Here is a 14,535-nt window from a genome sequence, read left to right as displayed (position 1 = left end):
GACAGACCGGCTGGGTGCACCGAGCGCCCCCTGTCCCGAGGAGCAGACCCATGACCCCGTCGCTGACCAGCCTGGGCGCGGCGCCCGCCGTGCCGGCGGCCTGGCCGCAGACCCTGCCGCCGGACCTCCTGGCCGGGCTCGACGTCCCCACCCCCTTCCTGGCCGGCGACCTCGGGCTGGTGGCCGACCGCTTCCACCGCTTCGGTGCGGCGCTGCCGCGGGTGCGCCCGCACTACGCCGTCAAGTGCAACTCCGCACCCGAGGTGCTGCGCACGGTCCACGCCGTCGGCGGCGGGTTCGAGATCGCCTCGCTGGGGGAGCTGCACATGCTCCTGGACGTCGGCGTGGACCCGGCCGGCGTGCTGTACAGCAACACCGTCAAGCCGGCGTCCCACGTGGCTGCGGCGGCCGACGCCGGCCTGTGGCGGTTCTCGGCCGACTCCGAGGGGGAGCTGCACAAGATCGCCCGGGAGGCACCGGGCAGCGCCGTCTACATCCGCGTGCGCGTGGACGACAGCGGCAGCGTGTTCCCCCTGTCGCGGAAGTTCGGCGCCGAGGCCCACCACGCGCGGGCGCTCCTGCACGAGGCCGAGCGGCTGGGCCTGCAGCCCTACGGCCTCACCTTCCACGTCGGCTCGCAGTGCGTGGCGACGTCGGCCTGGCGGCAGGCGCTGGCCGCGGTGGCCCGGCTCATGCGGCAGCTGCAGCGCGACGGCATCCGCCTGGAGATGCTCGACATCGGCGGCGGCTTCCCGGCCCGCTACGGGGACCCCGTGCCGACCATCGACCAGATCGGCGAGGTGGTCGAGAAGAGCCTCGACGAGCTGCTGCCCTACCAGCCGCCGCTCGTCGTCGCCGAGCCCGGCCGGCACATGGTCGCCGAGACCGCCGTCATGGTGACCACCGTGCTCGGTCGCGAGGAGCGCGCCGGCGAGGAGTGGCTCTACGTCGACGTCGGTGCCTACAACGGCTTCATGGAGACCCAGCAGTCGGTCGGCCAGTGGCGGTTCCCGCTGTGGTCCTCGCGCGCCGACCACGACGTGGTCGAGCAGGTGGCCTTCACGGTCACCGGGCCGAGCTGCGACAGCTCGGACACGATGTTCTACGGGGCCGCACTGCCCGTGACCATGGCCGAGGGCGACCGGTTGTTCATCGCGTCGGCCGGGGCCTACACGCTGAGCTACGCGTCGTCGTTCAACGGGTTCCCGCCGCCGGCGACCTGGTACCGCAGGTCCCGGTGACCGCGCCGCCGCCGCCGACGTCCGCGGACGGGGGCCGCCGCCTGGCCGCGCTCGTCGCGGCCGGGCTCGTGGACTCGCTGTGCCTGTCGGTGGCCTGGACGTTGCTGGTCCTCCGCGTCGCCGAGGTCCACGGACTGCCGGCGGTCGGGCTCTGCAGCGCCGCCATGCTCGTCGGTGTCGCCCTCTCGGCCCCGGTGGCGGGGCGGATGGCGCGGTGGCTCGACGGCCGCCTGCTGCTCAGGACGGCGGCGGGTGCGGAGATGGTGCTGCGAGCAGCGGTCGTGGGGCTGGTGCTCGGCGACGCCCCGGTCCTCCTCGTCGCCCTCTGCGTCGGGGCCATGAACCTCACCGCGTGGACGGGGTACGCCGGCATGCGCGCCGAGGTCGCCGCGGCGCGCCCCGGGGCCTCGGCGCTGACGTGGTACGGCTCGCTGGTCGCCGCCGCCGAGGCGGCCGGCGTCGCCCTGGCCGCGCTGCTGCCCCTCGGGCCGGAGGCGCGCGACCTCGTGCTGGCGGTCGTGACGTGCTCCTACGTCCTCTCGCTGGTGCCGACCGTCGTGGTCGCGGGGCGTTCCCCGGTGCCCCGTGCCGCCGCGCCTGCGCGCCACTGGGGCCGGGTGGACCTCTCCCCGCCCGTGCTGGTGGGGGGCGGTCTCATGCTGCTCGCCTCCGGCCCGACGCTGCTCTTCGTCGCCCTGACCGAGGAGTTGCACGGCCGCACGGCCGTCGCGGCAGCGGCGATCGCGTTCACCGCGGGGTCGCTCCTCGCCCCGGTGGTGGCGGGTGCCCTGCAGCGGCGGGCGGCCGCCGGGAGCGGCACCTGGGCCGTCGTCGCCGCGGGGATGGTGGCCGGCTGGGTGGTGGCCCCGGTCTCCGTCGTCCTGCTCTGCGGGGCCCAGCTGCTGTCCGGCGTCTGCCTGACCCTGCTCGAGGGGCTCCTCGACAACGCGGCCGCCGACCGGCACCCGGAGCGGGTCACCGGGGCGCTCGCGTCGGCCACGGCCGGCCGCGCGCTCGGCAGCGCCGCCGCCACGGCGACCCTCCCGCTGCTGCTCGGGGGGACGTCCCTGGGTGTGGTGGCCCTCGTCCTGGCCGCGGTCCTGGTGGGCGTGGCCGTGGCGATCGCCCGGCGGTCGCGGTCCGGCCGTGCCGTCGTCCCCCGGGCCCGCCGGTTGAAACCCGCCGTGGGGTGAGCCGGCGGGTCGCTGCCAGGATCCCGGCATGCCGTTCACCGCCGCCGAGGGCCGCTACGACGCCATGACCTACCGCCGCTGCGGCCGCAGCGGCCTGGACCTGCCCGCGATCAGCCTCGGGCTCTGGCACAACTTCGGGGACGACGTCCCGTTCGAGCGGCAGCGGGCGGTGCTGCGCCGCGCCTTCGACCTGGGCATCACCCACTTCGACCTGGCCAACAACTACGGCCCGCCCTACGGGTCGGCCGAGACCAACTTCGGCCGCCACCTCGCCGACGACCTCGGGCCCTACCGCGACGAGCTCGTCATCTCGACCAAGGCCGGCTACGACATGTGGCCCGGCCCGTACGGCCAGGGCGGCGGCTCCCGCAAGTACCTGCTGGCCAGCCTGGACCAGTCGCTGGCCCGCATGGGCCTGGAGTACGTCGACGTCTTCTACTCGCACCGGCCGGACCCGGCGACGCCGCTCGAGGAGACCATGGGCGCCCTGGACAGCGCGGTGCGGGCCGGCAAGGCGCTGTACGCCGGCATCTCGTCCTACTCGCCGGAGGACACCGCCCGTGCCGCGGCGGTCCTGGCCGACCTGGGGACGCCGCTGCTCATCCACCAGCCGTCCTACTCGATGCTCAACCGCTGGATCGAGACCGAGGGGCTGCTCGACACCCTCGCCGACGTCGGGGCCGGCTGCATCGCCTTCTCGCCGCTGGCCCAGGGGATGCTGACCGGCAAGTACCTCGACGGCATCCCCGAGGGCTCCCGGGCCAGCCAGGACAAGTCGCTGTCGCCGGAGCTGCTGAGCGAGCAGAACCTCGCGCACGTGCGGGCGCTGGCCGGCATCGCCCGCGAGCGCGGCCAGGAGCTGGCCCAGCTCGCCCTCGTGTGGGCGCTGCGGGACCCGCGGGTCACCAGCGTGCTCGTCGGCGCCAGCAGCGTACGGCAGCTGGAGCAGAACGTGGCGGCGCTGAGGGCCCCCGACCTGTCGGAGGAGGAGCTGGCCCGCATCGACCGGCACGCGGTGGAGGGCGGCATCGACCTCTGGCACGGCTCCCGCACCGGGAGCTGACCCGGCCGGCGTCCCGGTCATCGAACGGGCACGGTCATCGAACGGACACGGTCTCGACACGGACCCGTGACCGCCCGCTGGGCATCCCCGGAGCAAGGAGCGCGGGAGCCGGGGCCACCGGCCCGGGACCCGCCCACCGGACGCGGCGCCGCACCCGGCGCCGCCAGGGACGAGGGGACCAGGACGTGGACGTGCGGAGGAGCGGACGACGGAGCGCGGTCGTGGGCGCGGGAGCCGCGGTGCTGACGGCGGCGGCGGTGCTCGTCGGCCCGGGGGCGGCGGCCGCGCCGTCGGACCCGGTGGGGAGGGCGGTCAGCGCCGCCGAGGAAGCCGCCGAGGCCGCCCAGGAGGCTGCCGACCAGGCCCGCCGGGCGGCGCAGGACGCGGCGGACGCGGCCCAGGGGGCGGCCCGGGACGCGACGGCCGCCGCCGAGGACGCCGCCGGGGACGCCGCGGCCGCCGCTGAGGACGGTGCCGAGGACGCGGCCGGGGACGCCGCCGCCGACGGGGACACCGGTCACCTCGACTGGGTGCCCGAGGACCTCCGGCAGGACCTGCAGGACCTGCAGGACGTGCCGGCCGACCAGCGGGCCGACGAGGTGGAGCGGGTCCTCGGCGACGCGCGGGACGGCGAGTACGGCGACCGCGCCGAGATGTGGGCCCAGCGGTGGTCCGACGTCCTCGACCGCCTGCCGCAGGACCTGCGCGCCGACCTCCAGGGCGTCCTGGCGGCGGAGCCCGAGCAGGCCCGCGCCGAGCTCCGCGGCATCTGGGAGCGGGCGCTGGACGGCGGTTACGGGAGCACCGTGCAGATGTGGGCGCGGTGGCTCGGGGAGAACGCCGGGCAGTGGGACGTCGGCGGGACGGCGCAGGACCCGATGGGCTGACCTCGCGGGCGGAACCGCGGACCCGCGTGCGGCGGCCGTGGCAGGGTCGCCGCGTGGACGCCGAGGACGCGCAGCTGGACGCGCTCGCCGACGAGCTCTACGACGTCCCGCCCGAGGAGTTCACCGCCGCCCGGCGCCGGGCGCAGGAGCGGGCCCGCACCGGGGGCGACCGCGCCCTGGCCGCGGCGGTCGGGCGGCTGCCGCGGCCCTCGACGGCCGCCTGGGTGTGCAACCTCCTGGCCCGCGAGCGGCGGGCCGAGGTGGAGGGGCTCGTCGAGCTGGGCGGGCTGCTGCGCGAGGCGCAGGAGAGCCTGGCCGGCGACCAGCTGCGGGCGCTGGACCGGCAGCGGGCCGCGCTGCTGGCCGCGCTCACCCGGCAGGCGGTCGCGCTGGCGCGGGAGCGGGGGCACCGGGTCAGCGGCGCGGTCGAGACGCAGGTCGCCGGGACCCTGCGCGCCGCCCTCGCCGACCCGGACGCCGGTGGCGCGCTGCTGGTGGGCCGGTTGACTACCGCGCTGTCCTACAGCGGCCTGGGCACCACCGGCACCCGGCCGGACCTGCGGGTGGTGCCCGCCCCGCCGGCGGCGCGCCCGGCCGCCCCTCGGCGGCGGGTGCGGCAGCAGGAGGCCCGCCGGCGGGAGGCGGAGGCCCGGGAGGCGGAGGTCCGGGAGGCGGAGGCCCGGCGGGTGGCCGAGGAGCGCCGCCGCCGGGAGCTCGACGCGGCGCGGCGGGCCCTCGCCGAGGCCACCGCCCTGGCCGAGGAGACCGCGGCCGCCGCGGAGGAGGAGCAGCGCCGCGTCGACGCGCTCGGTGCCCGGCGGGACGAGCTGCGCGAGGAGGTCGCGGCGCTGGCCGGGGAGCTGGCCCGCGCCGAGGAGGCGGCCGCCCGGGTCGCCGCCGACCTCGAGCGGGCCGAGCGGCACCGGGCGACCGCCCGCCGCGCGGCCACCCGCGCCGCCACGGCCCGGGACCGGGCGCTGGAGCGGGCCCGCGCGGTCGAGGAGGGCGGGCCGGCCGGGGCCGGGTAGCTCAGCCCATCGTCTTCTGGCCGTCGAGGGACTCCCGCAGGATGTCCGCGTGCCCGGCGTGCTGGGCGGTCTCGGCGACGATGTGCAGGAACGCGCGGCGGGCCGAGCGCCGCGCGCCGGGCTCGAACCAGGGGGCCTCGGGCAGCGGGTGGGAGGCGTCGAGGTCGGGCAGCGAGCGCACCAGGTCGTCGGTGCGCCGGGCGACCTCCTCGTAGTGGGCGAGGACGTCGGCCAGCGTCTCGTCGGGGCCCATCCGGAACTCCTCGGCCCACCGGGCCATCTGCTCGGGGTCGTCCGGCCCCGCCATGACCGACGGGCCCCGCAGCACGAACTCCGCCCACGTGGCCTCGGTGTGCGCGACGTGCTTGACCAGGCCGCCGAGGGTCAGCTCGCTGACCGTGGTGCGCTGCCGGGCCTGCTCCTCGGTGAGGCCCTGGACGGTGTGGCGGAGGAAGTACCGGTGCGTGGCCAGCGTCTCCAGCAGGTCGGCCCGCTCGCCGGTCGTCGTCCCGGCCGGGTCGTGGGTGGTGGCCGAGGTCGTGTCGGGGGTCATGTCGTCGCCTCCGCGTCGGTGATCGGTGTCCGTGCCGACGACGCTAGTGCGGTTTGGTGCCAGGACCTGTCCGCTGTCCTCGGCAGGATGGAGGCGTGACCGACCCCGCCGCCCGCGCCCTGCGCCTGCTGGCGCTGCTGCAGCAGCGCCGTTACTGGGCCGGCGGTGACCTCGCCGGCCGGCTCGGCGTCTCGGTGCGCACCCTGCGCCGGGACGTCGAGCGGCTGCGCGAGCTGGGGTACCCCGTGCGGGCCCAGCGCGGGGTCGACGGCGGCTACCAGCTGGCGGCCGGGGCGTCCCTGCCGCCCCTCCTGCTCGACGACGAGGCGGCCGTCGCGCTCGCCGTCGGGCTGCGGACGGCCGCGCAGAGCGCGGTCGCCGGGACGGCGGAGTCCTCGGTGCGCGCGCTGGCCACCGTGGTGCAGGTGATGCCCGCCCGGCTGCGCCGCCGGGTGGAGGCGCTCGGCGCGGTGACCGAGCCGGCCCCCTGGACCGCGCCCCGCGACCTGGTCGACCCGGCGGTGCTCACGACGGTCGCCCAGGCCTGCCGCGACACGGAACGGCTGGCCTTCGACTACACCGCCGCCGACGGCAGCCCGTCCACGCGGGAGGTCGAGCCGCACCGGCTGGTCACCCTCGGGCGCCGCTGGTACCTGGTCGCCTACGACCTCGACCGCGGCGACTGGCGCAGCTTCCGGCTCGACCGGCTGACCGCGCCCCGGCCCACCGGGGTCCGGGCCGCGCCCCGCCGGCTGCCGGCCGAGGACGCGGTCTCCTTCGTGCAGGCCGGCATCGGGGAGATGGCCGGCACCCACCGCGTGGAGGTGCTCGTCGACGCGCCGGCCGACCGGGTGCGCGCGGTCATCGGCCGCTGGGTCCGGGTCGAGGAGGAGGCACCCGGGCGCAGCCGGGTGCGGATGGAGACCGACGCCCTGGAGTGGCCGGCGCACGCGCTCGGGGTCCTCGGCGCCGAGGTCACCGTCGTCTCGCCGCCGGAGCTGCTCGACCTGCTGCACGAGTGGGGACGCCGGTTCGTGCGGGCCGGTTCCGTCGTACCCCCGCCGTAACGTCGGCCGCGCCAGGGAGCACCGAGCAGGGAGCACCGAGAGGGCAGCACCCTCCGACCCGGGGAGGTCACGATGACCCGCACCGTCACCAGCCTCGACGACCTCGACCTGGAGATCGCCGTCGCCTACATCGCCCTCGGCGTGGCCCGCAGCGCCCACGCGCACAGCCCGTCGGGGCCGAACACCCGGAGGGTCGAGGATGCCGTCGCCGAGGTGGACCGCCTCCTCGACACCCGACTCGCTGCCGCCCAGGCCGCCTGAGGTCAACGCCGCGTGCGGTCCCGCGCGCGGCGGAGCGTGATGCGGTACCCGGTGAGCAGGGCGGCGTTGCCCAGCAGCAGCCACAGCCCGAGGAGCACCGCCGTGGCGAGCGCGGTGGGGCCGTAACGCTCGGTGAAGTCGGCGAACTCGAGGTACACGAGGTAGCCGCCCGTGCTCGCCGCCACCAGCCCCGCGGCGGCCGCCGCGCCGACCGCGACGTCCCCCCAGCGGGTGTCGTGCACCTCGAAGAGCCAGTAGACGAGGGCGACCAGCGCGGTCAGCCCGGTGACGGCCGCGCCGGCCAGCGCCAGGCGCAGCGGCCAGCCCGAACCGAGCAGCCGGGGGAGCAGGTACAGGGCCGCCAGCCCGGAGAAGACCACGACCGGCAGCACGGCGATGAGCGCCAGCGCCAGCACCCGGCCGCGCCAGCCGCGGACCCGCCGCCGCTCGCCGGGGGCGATCTCGGTGAACGCCCTGGCCAGAGCCGCGCCGTAGGTCGTGGCGGGCCACACGGCCGCCACCACCGCGACCGGGCCGGTGGCCATGGCGACGTCGATCAGCCCGCGCAGGATGCCGGCCACCGGCAGCTGGTCCGGGGTCCGGGTGTCCACCGCCCGCCCGAGGTCCTCCAGCGCGGACTCGTCGACGACCCCGCCGGCGATCCAGAAGGCGATGAGGATCATCGGTGGCAGCGAGACCATCGCGTAGAAGGCCAGGCTCGAGCTGGTCGTGACGAACTCGGGGCTGGCCAGCCAGCCCGCGAGCCGGCGCACCGGCCGGGGGAGCCGGCGGGTACCGGCGGGCTGCCCGCTCGCGGACCCGGTCGACCGGCTGCATCAGCCGCAGGTCGGCCCGTCGTCGGCCGGGCGGGCGACCGGCTCCTGCGGCGGCGTCCCCGTCTCCACCGCGGGTCGGTCGGCCCCGGCCGTCCGGCCGAACTCCTGGGTGGCCCACACCGACCCGTCGGGGGCGCAGTGCACGCCGACGCCGAGCCGGTCCCAGCCCGGGTTGAGCACGTTGACCCGGTGGTCGTCCGAACGCATCCAGCCGGCGTGGATCGTGCCCGCCGGAACCGGCCCGGTCGCCCGGAACACGTTCTCACCGAGCCCCTGGAAGCCCGACAGCCGGTCCCGCTGCAGCAGCGCCCGGATGTCCTGGTGGGCGAGCTGGTCCCGCTCGGCCATCTCCGCGCTCCAGGCGCGGGCCACGGCGGCGAGGTCCTCGTCCCACTCGACCGGTGCCAGGCCGCGCTCGACGCGCTCGGCGTCGACCCGCTCGAGGATCGCCCGTGCCATCTCCTCCTCTGCGGGGGACGCGTCCACCGAGGTCTCCGGGGCCGGGGAGGCGGTGGCGCCCGCCCCGGGTGTCGCCTCGGTGCCCGGACCGGACACCGGGACCTCCACGGCGACGCAGCCGCCGACGGCCAGGACGGCCGCGACGAGGGCGGGGAGCAGGGCCCGGCGTGCGGTCACCCCCCTCCCGTACCCGTGCCCCGCTGCGCCGGCGTTGCGGTCCCGTGTCGACCTGCGGGCTCTCCGGCGGGTGCGCAGCATCGGGGCATGACCGTCCCCGCGCAGCCCCGCACCGCCGTCGTCACCGGGTCGGAGTCCGGCATCGGCCGGGCCGTGGCCGTCGCCCTCGCCGAGGCCGGCTGCGACGTCGGCCTCACCTGGTACCGCGAGCAGGCCGCCGCCGAGGCCACCGCCGAGGAGGTGCGCGCCCGGGGGCGCCGGGCCGCGGTGCGCCACCTCGACCTGACCCGGCTCCCGGGGGCCGCGGACGTCGTCGACGACCTGGCCGACGCCCTCGGCGGGGTCGACGTCCTGGTCGACGACGCGGGCACCGGGCACACGAGCCTGCTGCTCGACACCGACTACGCGACCTGGCGGGAGGTGCTGGCCACCGACCTCGACGGCGCCTTCCTGTGCCTGCAGCGGGCCGCCCGCCGGATGGTGGCCGCCGGCCGGGGCGGGCGGGTCGTGAACATCACCAGCGTGCACGAGCACCAGCCCCGGGTGGGCGCCGCGGCCTACTGCGCGGCCAAGGGCGGCCTCGGTCTGCTCACCCGCGTCGCGGCCATCGAGCTCGCCGAGCACGGCATCACGGTGAACGCGGTGGCGCCCGGGGAGATCGCCACGCCGATGACCGGCCAGGGGGACGCGGACCCCACCGCGGCGGGCCACGAGCGACCCGGCGTCCCGCTGCGCCGGCCGGGGGACGCCCGGGAGGTCGCCGCGGTCGTGGCCTTCCTCGCCTCGCCGGAGGCCGGCTACGTCACCGGGGCGTCCTGGTCGGTGGACGGCGGGATGCTGCAGATGGGCCCGATGGCCGGCTCGCACCTCACCTCGGACGACTGGCGCCGTGGCTGATCTCGATCGGGTCACGGTACGGCGGAGCGGTTCCGAACAGCTCCGAACCCTGCTGTAGACACGGCGCACCTCACCGCCAACCGAGGATGGTGCGTCCATGCGAACCACGCGACTCCTGGCCGGCACGCTGGCCGGTGCCCTCGCCCTCAGCCTCACCGCCTGCGGCGACGACGGTGGCGGCGGGAGCGCAGGTGGCGGTGGCGGCGGGGACGGCGAGGCCCCGCGGATCGCCGCGGTCTTCTCCGGCACGACGACCGACGCCGACTACACCTTCCTCGGCCTGCAGGCCCTCGAGCAGGCCGAGGAGGACCACGGGGCCGAGACCACCTACTCCGAGAGCGTGCTGGTGCCGGACGCCGAGCGCGTGCTGCGGGAGTACGTGGCCGACGGGTACACCGTCATCTGGACGCACGGCAGCCAGTTCTACGACGCCACGGTCGCCGTTGCGCAGGAGGCGCCGGACGTGGTCTTCATCGCCGAGCAGGACACCGAGCCGGCCGACGTCCCCGACAACGTCTGGGTGCTGGACCGCAACTTCCACCTGGCCTTCTACCCGCTGGGGGTGCTCGCCTCCGCCGCGAGCCAGAGCGGACGCATCGCCTACCTCGGCGGCGTCACGCTCCCCTTCTCCTACTCCGAGGTGCACGCCGTCGAGCAGGCGCTGGCCGACACCGGTTCCACCGCGACGTTGACCTCGGTGTGGACGGGCGACTTCAACGACCCGACCCGTGCCCAGCAGTTCACCAGCCAGCTGCTCGCCGACGGCAACGACGTCGTCCTGACCTCGCTCAACCTCGGCGTGGTCGGGGCCTTCGAGGCCGTCGGCGACGCCCCGGCCGGCGCGTTGATGACGGCGAAGTACACCGACAAGTCCAACCTCGCCCCCGAGCACTACCTCACCTCGGTCCTCTACGACTTCGAGGTGATGCTCGACGAGATCCTCACCTCGATCGAGGACGGCGAGACCGGCGGGTATCTCGGCATGAGCTACGAGCAGGGCATCGCGCTGCAGACCCCGCAGAACGTGGACCAGGCCGTCATCGACCAGGTCGACCAGGTGGTCGAGCAGCTCGCCGCCGGGGAGATCGAGGTCGAACGCGACGTCACCCCGGTCGAGTGAGCAGCGCGGCACCGACGGGGCCGGCGCGGGAGCGGGATCCCGGGCCGGCCCGGCCGCTCACGATGTCGGGTGTCAGCAAGTCCTTCGGCCCCGTGCGGGCGCTGGTCGACGCCGACCTCGAGCTCGCCGGCGGCGAGGTGCACGGCCTGGTCGGCGGCAACGGCGCCGGCAAGACGACGCTGATGAACGTCCTCTACGGTCTGTACCGACCCGACTCCGGCGAGATCCGGGTCGACGGCCGTGAGGTGCACGTCCGCTCGCCGCGGGACGCCATCGACCTCGGGATCGGCATGGTGCACCAGCACCTGCTCCAGGTGTCGACGTACTCGGTCGTGGAGAACGTCGTCCTCGGCACCAAGGGCGGGGGCACCGGCGGCCTGCGCGCCGCCGCCCGGCGGATCGGTGAGCTGTCCGACCGTTTCGGCCTGGCCGTCGACCCGCGGGCCCGCACCGACCGGTTGTCGGTCGGGGCCCGGCAGCGCGTGGAGATCCTCAAGGTGCTCTACCGCGGCGCGCGGGTCCTCGTGCTCGACGAGCCGACGACCAACCTCACGCCGCAGGAGGTCGACGGGCTGTTCGCGTCGCTGCGCGAGATCGTCGCCGAGGCGACCAGCGTCGTCTTCATCTCGCACAAGGTGCGCGAGGTCCTGGCCATCTGCGACCGCATCTCCGTCATGCGGGACGGGCGGCGGCTGACCACCGTCGAGCGGTCGGCCACCGACGCCACCGGCCTGGCCTCGCTGATGGTGGGCGAACCGGCCACCGAGCAGTCCTCCGACGTCGCCGCCGCGCTCGGGCTCGGCGCGGTCGGTGGGGGTGCCGCGCCGGGGGCGGAGCCGGCGCCGGAGGCCTCCGCCGCCGCGCGGCTGACCGTGGCCGGCCTGGTGGTGCACAACGACCAGGGCGTGCCCGCCGTGCACGGCGTGGACCTCGCCGTCGGGGCGGGCGAGGTGCTCGGCGTCGCCGGGGTGGCCGGCAACGGCCAGGTCGAGCTGGCCGAGGCGCTGGCCGGGGTCCGCCGGGTGCACGGCGGCGCGGTGTCGGTGGACGGCGCCGACCTCGCCGGCGGGCCGACCTGCCGGTGGCTGGACGCCGGGGTCGCCTACGTGCCCGAGGACCGGCACCGCGACGGCATCCTGGGCGCTGCGTCGGTCACCGAGAACCTGCTGCTCGGGTCGCAGCGCAGCGGCTCCTACCGGCGGGCCGGGCTGCTGGACTGGCGGCGCGTCCGGGAGCACGCCCGCACCACCATCGACCGCTACGAGATCAAGACGCCGGGCCCGGACGCCCCCGCGGGCAACCTGTCCGGCGGCAACATCCAGCGGCTCGTCCTCGCCCGCGCCTTCGAGCGGCAACCCGCGGTGCTCGTGCTGCAGAACCCGACCCGGGGTCTGGACCTGCGATCGACCCGGTTCGTCTACGACCGCGTGCACGAGGCCCGGGACCGCGGCTGCGCCGTGGTCCTCATCTCGGAGGACCTCGACGAGCTGAGCCTGCTGGCCGATCGGATCGTCGTCCTCTACTCCGGGCGCGTCGTCGGCGAGCGGAGCCGCGGCGACTACGACGCCTACGCGCTCGGCCGCCTCATGGCCGGCGTCGTCCAGGAGGGTTCATGAGCGCCGCCCCCGTCCTGTCCGAGCCGGAGGCGGGCGCCCCGGCTCCCCGGAGCCGTGCGGCGCGCGTGCTGCGCGGCGCGCTGCCCTACGTGCTCGCGCTGGTGCTCGCGTTCGTCGTCGCCGGCATCGTCATCGCGGCGCTCGGCTACGACCCGGTCGAGGCGTTCCGCACCATCCTGACCACGTCCTTCCGGACCGACTTCGGCTTCACCGAGACGCTCACCAAGTGGGTTCCGCTGACCCTCCTCGCCCTCGGGTTCACCATCCCGCTGGCGGTCGGGCGGTTCAACATCGGCGGCGAGGGCCAGTTGCTGGTCGGTGCCACGGCGGCGGCAGGCGTCGGCATCGTGTACGCCGAGCTGCCCACCGGTGTCCTGCTGCCTCTGGTGCTGGTGGCCGGCGTGCTGGCCGGCGTCGTCTGGGCGGGGATCGCGGCGTTCCTCATGGGGCGCTTCGGCGTGAACGAGATCCTCAGCACCGTCCTGCTGAACTTCGTCTCCTTCCAGGTGCTCGACTACGCCGCCACCGAGGTGTGGTCCGACCCGGCTGCCGGGGTGGCCGCCACCCAGCGGGTCGGCGAGGGGGCGGTGCTGCCCGACATCGGCGGACCGCCCGGGGTGCACGCCGGCATCCTCCTCGCCGCGCTCGTCACCCTCGCCACCATCGTGGTGACCCGGCGGACCGCGGCCGGCTTCGAGCTGCGTGCGGCGGGGACCAACCCGCGGGCGGCCGGCATCAACGGCATCCGGGTCGAACGGGTCGCCGTGGTCGCGCTGGTCATCGGTGGCGCGCTCGGTGGGCTGGCCGGGGCGCTGGAGGTCAGCGGTGTGCACGGCCGCGCGCTCGAGGGGATGCAGGCCAACTTCCTGCTGCTCGGCATCATCATCGGGCTGATCGCCCGTGGCAGTGCCGTGTGGGTCCCGGTGGTCGCCTTCGGGATCGCGGTCCTCGAGGTCGGCGCGAGCTCGATGCAGCGCACCGTGGGCGTCCCCGCCGAGATGGTCCTCATCATCGAGGCGCTGATCCTGATCTTCCTGCTGCTCAGCGACGTGATCGCGGGGCGGCTGGCGCGGAGGGCGGCATGAACGAGTTCGCGTCCCTGGCCCAGCTCACCGTCGTCGCGATGGTGCCCTTCCTCCTCGCCTCGCTGGGGACGATGCTCGGCGGGCTGGCCGGGGTGTTCAGCGTGTCGCAGGAGGGCGTCATGCTGCTCGGCGCGTCCGTGGGCTTCCTCGTCAGCTACGCCACCGGCAGCTCGACGGTCGGCATCCTGCTCGCCGCGGCGGTGGGAGCCGTCTTCGGCCTGGCGCTGGGCTGGGCGACGACGCGGCTGCGGCTGGACCAGTTCGTCGTCGGCCTGGCGCTCTTCTTCGCCGCCACGGGCCTGGCCGGCCTGCTCTACCGGGTGGTGATCGGCCAGACCGCCACCACCCCCCGGGTCGACACCCTGCCCCGGCTGGAGATCCCCCTGCTCAGCGACATCCCGGTGGTCGGCCGGGCGCTGTTCTCGCACAACCTGCTCGTCTACCTCGCCGCCCTGCTCACCGTCGGCCTGTGGTTCTTCCTCTACCGGACGCGGGCCGGCCTGGACCTGCGGTCGGTGGGGGAGAACCCCCGGGCCGCCGACAGCCTGGGCATCCCGGTCGTGCGCACCCGGCTGTGGACGACGGCCGCCGGCGGGGCGTTGATGGGCGTGGCCGGTGCCTACCTGCCGCTGGTCTACACCGGCACCTTCACCGAGGGCATCGTCGGGGGGCGCGGCTGGCTGGCCATCGCGTTGACGTTCTTCGGCGGGTGGCGACCGCAGTTCATCGCCGCGGGGGCGCTCTTCTTCGCCGCGATGGACGTCATCGCGCTGCGGGCGGAGGTGGTCGGTGTCGGCATCCCCACGCAGGTCCTGCTGGTGGTGCCCTACGTCGCGACCCTCCTGGTGATGATCTTCGCGTTCCGGTGGGCGCGGGTGCCCGCGTTCCTCGGTCGCAACTACGACCGGGAGAGCCGGACCGCCTGAGCCTCGATCCACCGTCGGATAGGCGTGTGACTGCGCGTCGGAAAGCACGAATGCCCCTCTGAGCAGGAACGATGTGGCTTGTCTAAGGCCCAAATCGTCCGCGCAGAAGGGCATCCGCTGGATGCG

15 protein-coding genes are annotated in these 14,535 nt (G+C 75.8%); 12 read left to right on the top strand and 3 right to left on the bottom strand.

The window, feature by feature from the left end; translation table 11 throughout:
- Positions 1 to 50 precede the first annotated feature (50 nt).
- The 5 genes from D0Z06_RS23830 (at position 51) to D0Z06_RS25550 (ending at position 5,412) form a co-directional block, all read left to right on the top strand.
- Entirely contained in the window at positions 51 to 1,241 is a 1,191-nt protein-coding gene (locus D0Z06_RS23830) for a type III PLP-dependent enzyme (protein ID WP_117380036.1), read from the top strand.
- A complete protein-coding gene (locus D0Z06_RS23825; RefSeq protein WP_117380035.1) occupies positions 1,238 to 2,434 on the top strand; it encodes a hypothetical protein in 1,197 nt (398 codons plus the stop codon). Before D0Z06_RS23830 ends, D0Z06_RS23825 begins: the two co-directional genes overlap by 4 nt.
- A gap of 28 nt (positions 2,435 to 2,462) precedes the next feature.
- Positions 2,463 to 3,497: an L-glyceraldehyde 3-phosphate reductase gene (mgrA, locus tag D0Z06_RS23820; protein WP_117380034.1), complete on the top strand. Its 1,035-nt coding sequence runs from the start codon at positions 2,463 to 2,465 to the stop codon at positions 3,495 to 3,497.
- A 221-nt stretch (positions 3,498 to 3,718) separates the two neighbouring features.
- Entirely contained in the window at positions 3,719 to 4,384 is a 666-nt protein-coding gene (locus D0Z06_RS23815) for a hypothetical protein (RefSeq protein ID WP_117380033.1), read from the top strand.
- A gap of 53 nt (positions 4,385 to 4,437) precedes the next feature.
- On the top strand, positions 4,438 to 5,412 hold the full coding sequence (locus D0Z06_RS25550; protein WP_158580070.1) for a hypothetical protein: 975 nt from the start codon (positions 4,438 to 4,440) through the stop codon (positions 5,410 to 5,412).
- Between the two features lies 1 nt (position 5,413).
- Here the strand turns inward: D0Z06_RS25550 and D0Z06_RS23805 are convergent, their stop codons facing one another.
- Positions 5,414 to 5,965: a DinB family protein gene (locus D0Z06_RS23805; protein ID WP_117380032.1), complete on the bottom strand. Its 552-nt coding sequence runs from the start codon at positions 5,963 to 5,965 to the stop codon at positions 5,414 to 5,416.
- A gap of 95 nt (positions 5,966 to 6,060) precedes the next feature.
- On the opposite strand from D0Z06_RS23805, the gene D0Z06_RS23800 reads away from it, so the two are divergent.
- Entirely contained in the window at positions 6,061 to 7,032 is a 972-nt protein-coding gene (locus tag D0Z06_RS23800; RefSeq protein WP_117380031.1) for a helix-turn-helix transcriptional regulator, read from the top strand.
- A 72-nt stretch (positions 7,033 to 7,104) separates the two neighbouring features.
- Positions 7,105 to 7,293, top strand: a complete 189-nt coding sequence (locus D0Z06_RS23795; RefSeq protein WP_117380030.1) for a hypothetical protein — start codon at positions 7,105 to 7,107, stop codon at positions 7,291 to 7,293.
- Between the two features lie 2 nt (positions 7,294 to 7,295).
- On the opposite strand, the gene D0Z06_RS23790 is transcribed toward D0Z06_RS23795, so the two are convergent.
- Together D0Z06_RS23790 and D0Z06_RS23785 are read right to left on the bottom strand one after the other, a co-directional pair.
- Complete coding sequence (locus tag D0Z06_RS23790) at positions 7,296 to 8,066, bottom strand: YhjD/YihY/BrkB family envelope integrity protein (protein ID WP_117380029.1); 771 nt, start codon at positions 8,064 to 8,066, stop codon at positions 7,296 to 7,298.
- A 63-nt stretch (positions 8,067 to 8,129) separates the two neighbouring features.
- The gene (locus tag D0Z06_RS23785; RefSeq protein WP_233517929.1) at positions 8,130 to 8,765 is read right to left on the bottom strand and encodes a CAP domain-containing protein; all 636 of its coding nucleotides are present in this window, start codon (positions 8,763 to 8,765) and stop codon (positions 8,130 to 8,132) included.
- A gap of 87 nt (positions 8,766 to 8,852) precedes the next feature.
- Between D0Z06_RS23785 and D0Z06_RS23780 the strand changes: the two genes are divergently transcribed.
- The 5 genes from D0Z06_RS23780 to D0Z06_RS23760 all read left to right on the top strand — a co-directional run bounded on the left by D0Z06_RS23780 (position 8,853) and on the right by D0Z06_RS23760 (position 14,409).
- Positions 8,853 to 9,662, top strand: a complete 810-nt coding sequence (locus D0Z06_RS23780; protein WP_117380027.1) for an SDR family oxidoreductase — start codon at positions 8,853 to 8,855, stop codon at positions 9,660 to 9,662.
- Positions 9,663 to 9,759: 97 nt separating this feature from the next.
- Positions 9,760 to 10,782, top strand: coding sequence for a BMP family protein (locus D0Z06_RS23775; protein WP_117380026.1), 1,023 nt, complete (start codon positions 9,760 to 9,762; stop codon positions 10,780 to 10,782).
- Complete coding sequence (locus D0Z06_RS23770; RefSeq protein ID WP_117380025.1) at positions 10,779 to 12,398, top strand: ABC transporter ATP-binding protein; 1,620 nt, start codon at positions 10,779 to 10,781, stop codon at positions 12,396 to 12,398. Before D0Z06_RS23775 ends, D0Z06_RS23770 begins: the two co-directional genes overlap by 4 nt.
- Positions 12,395 to 13,483 carry an ABC transporter permease gene (locus D0Z06_RS23765; RefSeq protein WP_117380024.1) on the top strand — a complete coding sequence of 363 codons (1,089 nt, stop codon included), beginning with the start codon at positions 12,395 to 12,397 and terminating at the stop codon, positions 13,481 to 13,483. The genes D0Z06_RS23770 and D0Z06_RS23765 overlap by 4 nt, the downstream gene beginning before the upstream one ends.
- Positions 13,480 to 14,409 (top strand): ABC transporter permease, encoded by a 930-nt coding sequence (locus D0Z06_RS23760; RefSeq protein ID WP_117380023.1) that lies wholly within the window; start codon positions 13,480 to 13,482, stop codon positions 14,407 to 14,409. The genes D0Z06_RS23765 and D0Z06_RS23760 overlap by 4 nt, the downstream gene beginning before the upstream one ends.
- The last annotated feature ends 126 nt before the right edge of the window (positions 14,410 to 14,535 follow it).

Origin of the sequence: Geodermatophilus marinus (assembly GCF_003428645.1) — a bacterium.
Lineage (GTDB): Bacteria > Actinomycetota > Actinomycetes > Mycobacteriales > Geodermatophilaceae > Geodermatophilus.
Note: the sequence above shows the minus strand (reverse complement) of the source record. Positions and strands in the feature narration are given on the sequence as shown.

Bases quoted from the DNA above. Each gene is read 5' to 3' on its own strand.
- D0Z06_RS23780 (WP_117380027.1), top strand. From the start codon at position 8,853: ATGACCGTCCCCGCGCAGCCCCGCACCGCCGTCGTCACCGGGTCGGAG.
- D0Z06_RS23775 (WP_117380026.1), top strand. From the start codon at position 9,760: ATGCGAACCACGCGACTCCTGGCCGGCACGCTGGCCGGTGCCCTCGCC.
- D0Z06_RS23760 (WP_117380023.1), top strand. From the start codon at position 13,480: ATGAACGAGTTCGCGTCCCTGGCCCAGCTCACCGTCGTCGCGATGGTG.
- D0Z06_RS23805 (WP_117380032.1), bottom strand. From the start codon at position 5,965: ATGACCCCCGACACGACCTCGGCCACCACCCACGACCCGGCCGGGACG.
- mgrA (WP_117380034.1), top strand. From the start codon at position 2,463: ATGCCGTTCACCGCCGCCGAGGGCCGCTACGACGCCATGACCTACCGC.
- D0Z06_RS23765 (WP_117380024.1), top strand. From the start codon at position 12,395: ATGAGCGCCGCCCCCGTCCTGTCCGAGCCGGAGGCGGGCGCCCCGGCT.
- D0Z06_RS23795 (WP_117380030.1), top strand. From the start codon at position 7,105: ATGACCCGCACCGTCACCAGCCTCGACGACCTCGACCTGGAGATCGCC.
- D0Z06_RS23830 (WP_117380036.1), top strand. From the start codon at position 51: ATGACCCCGTCGCTGACCAGCCTGGGCGCGGCGCCCGCCGTGCCGGCG.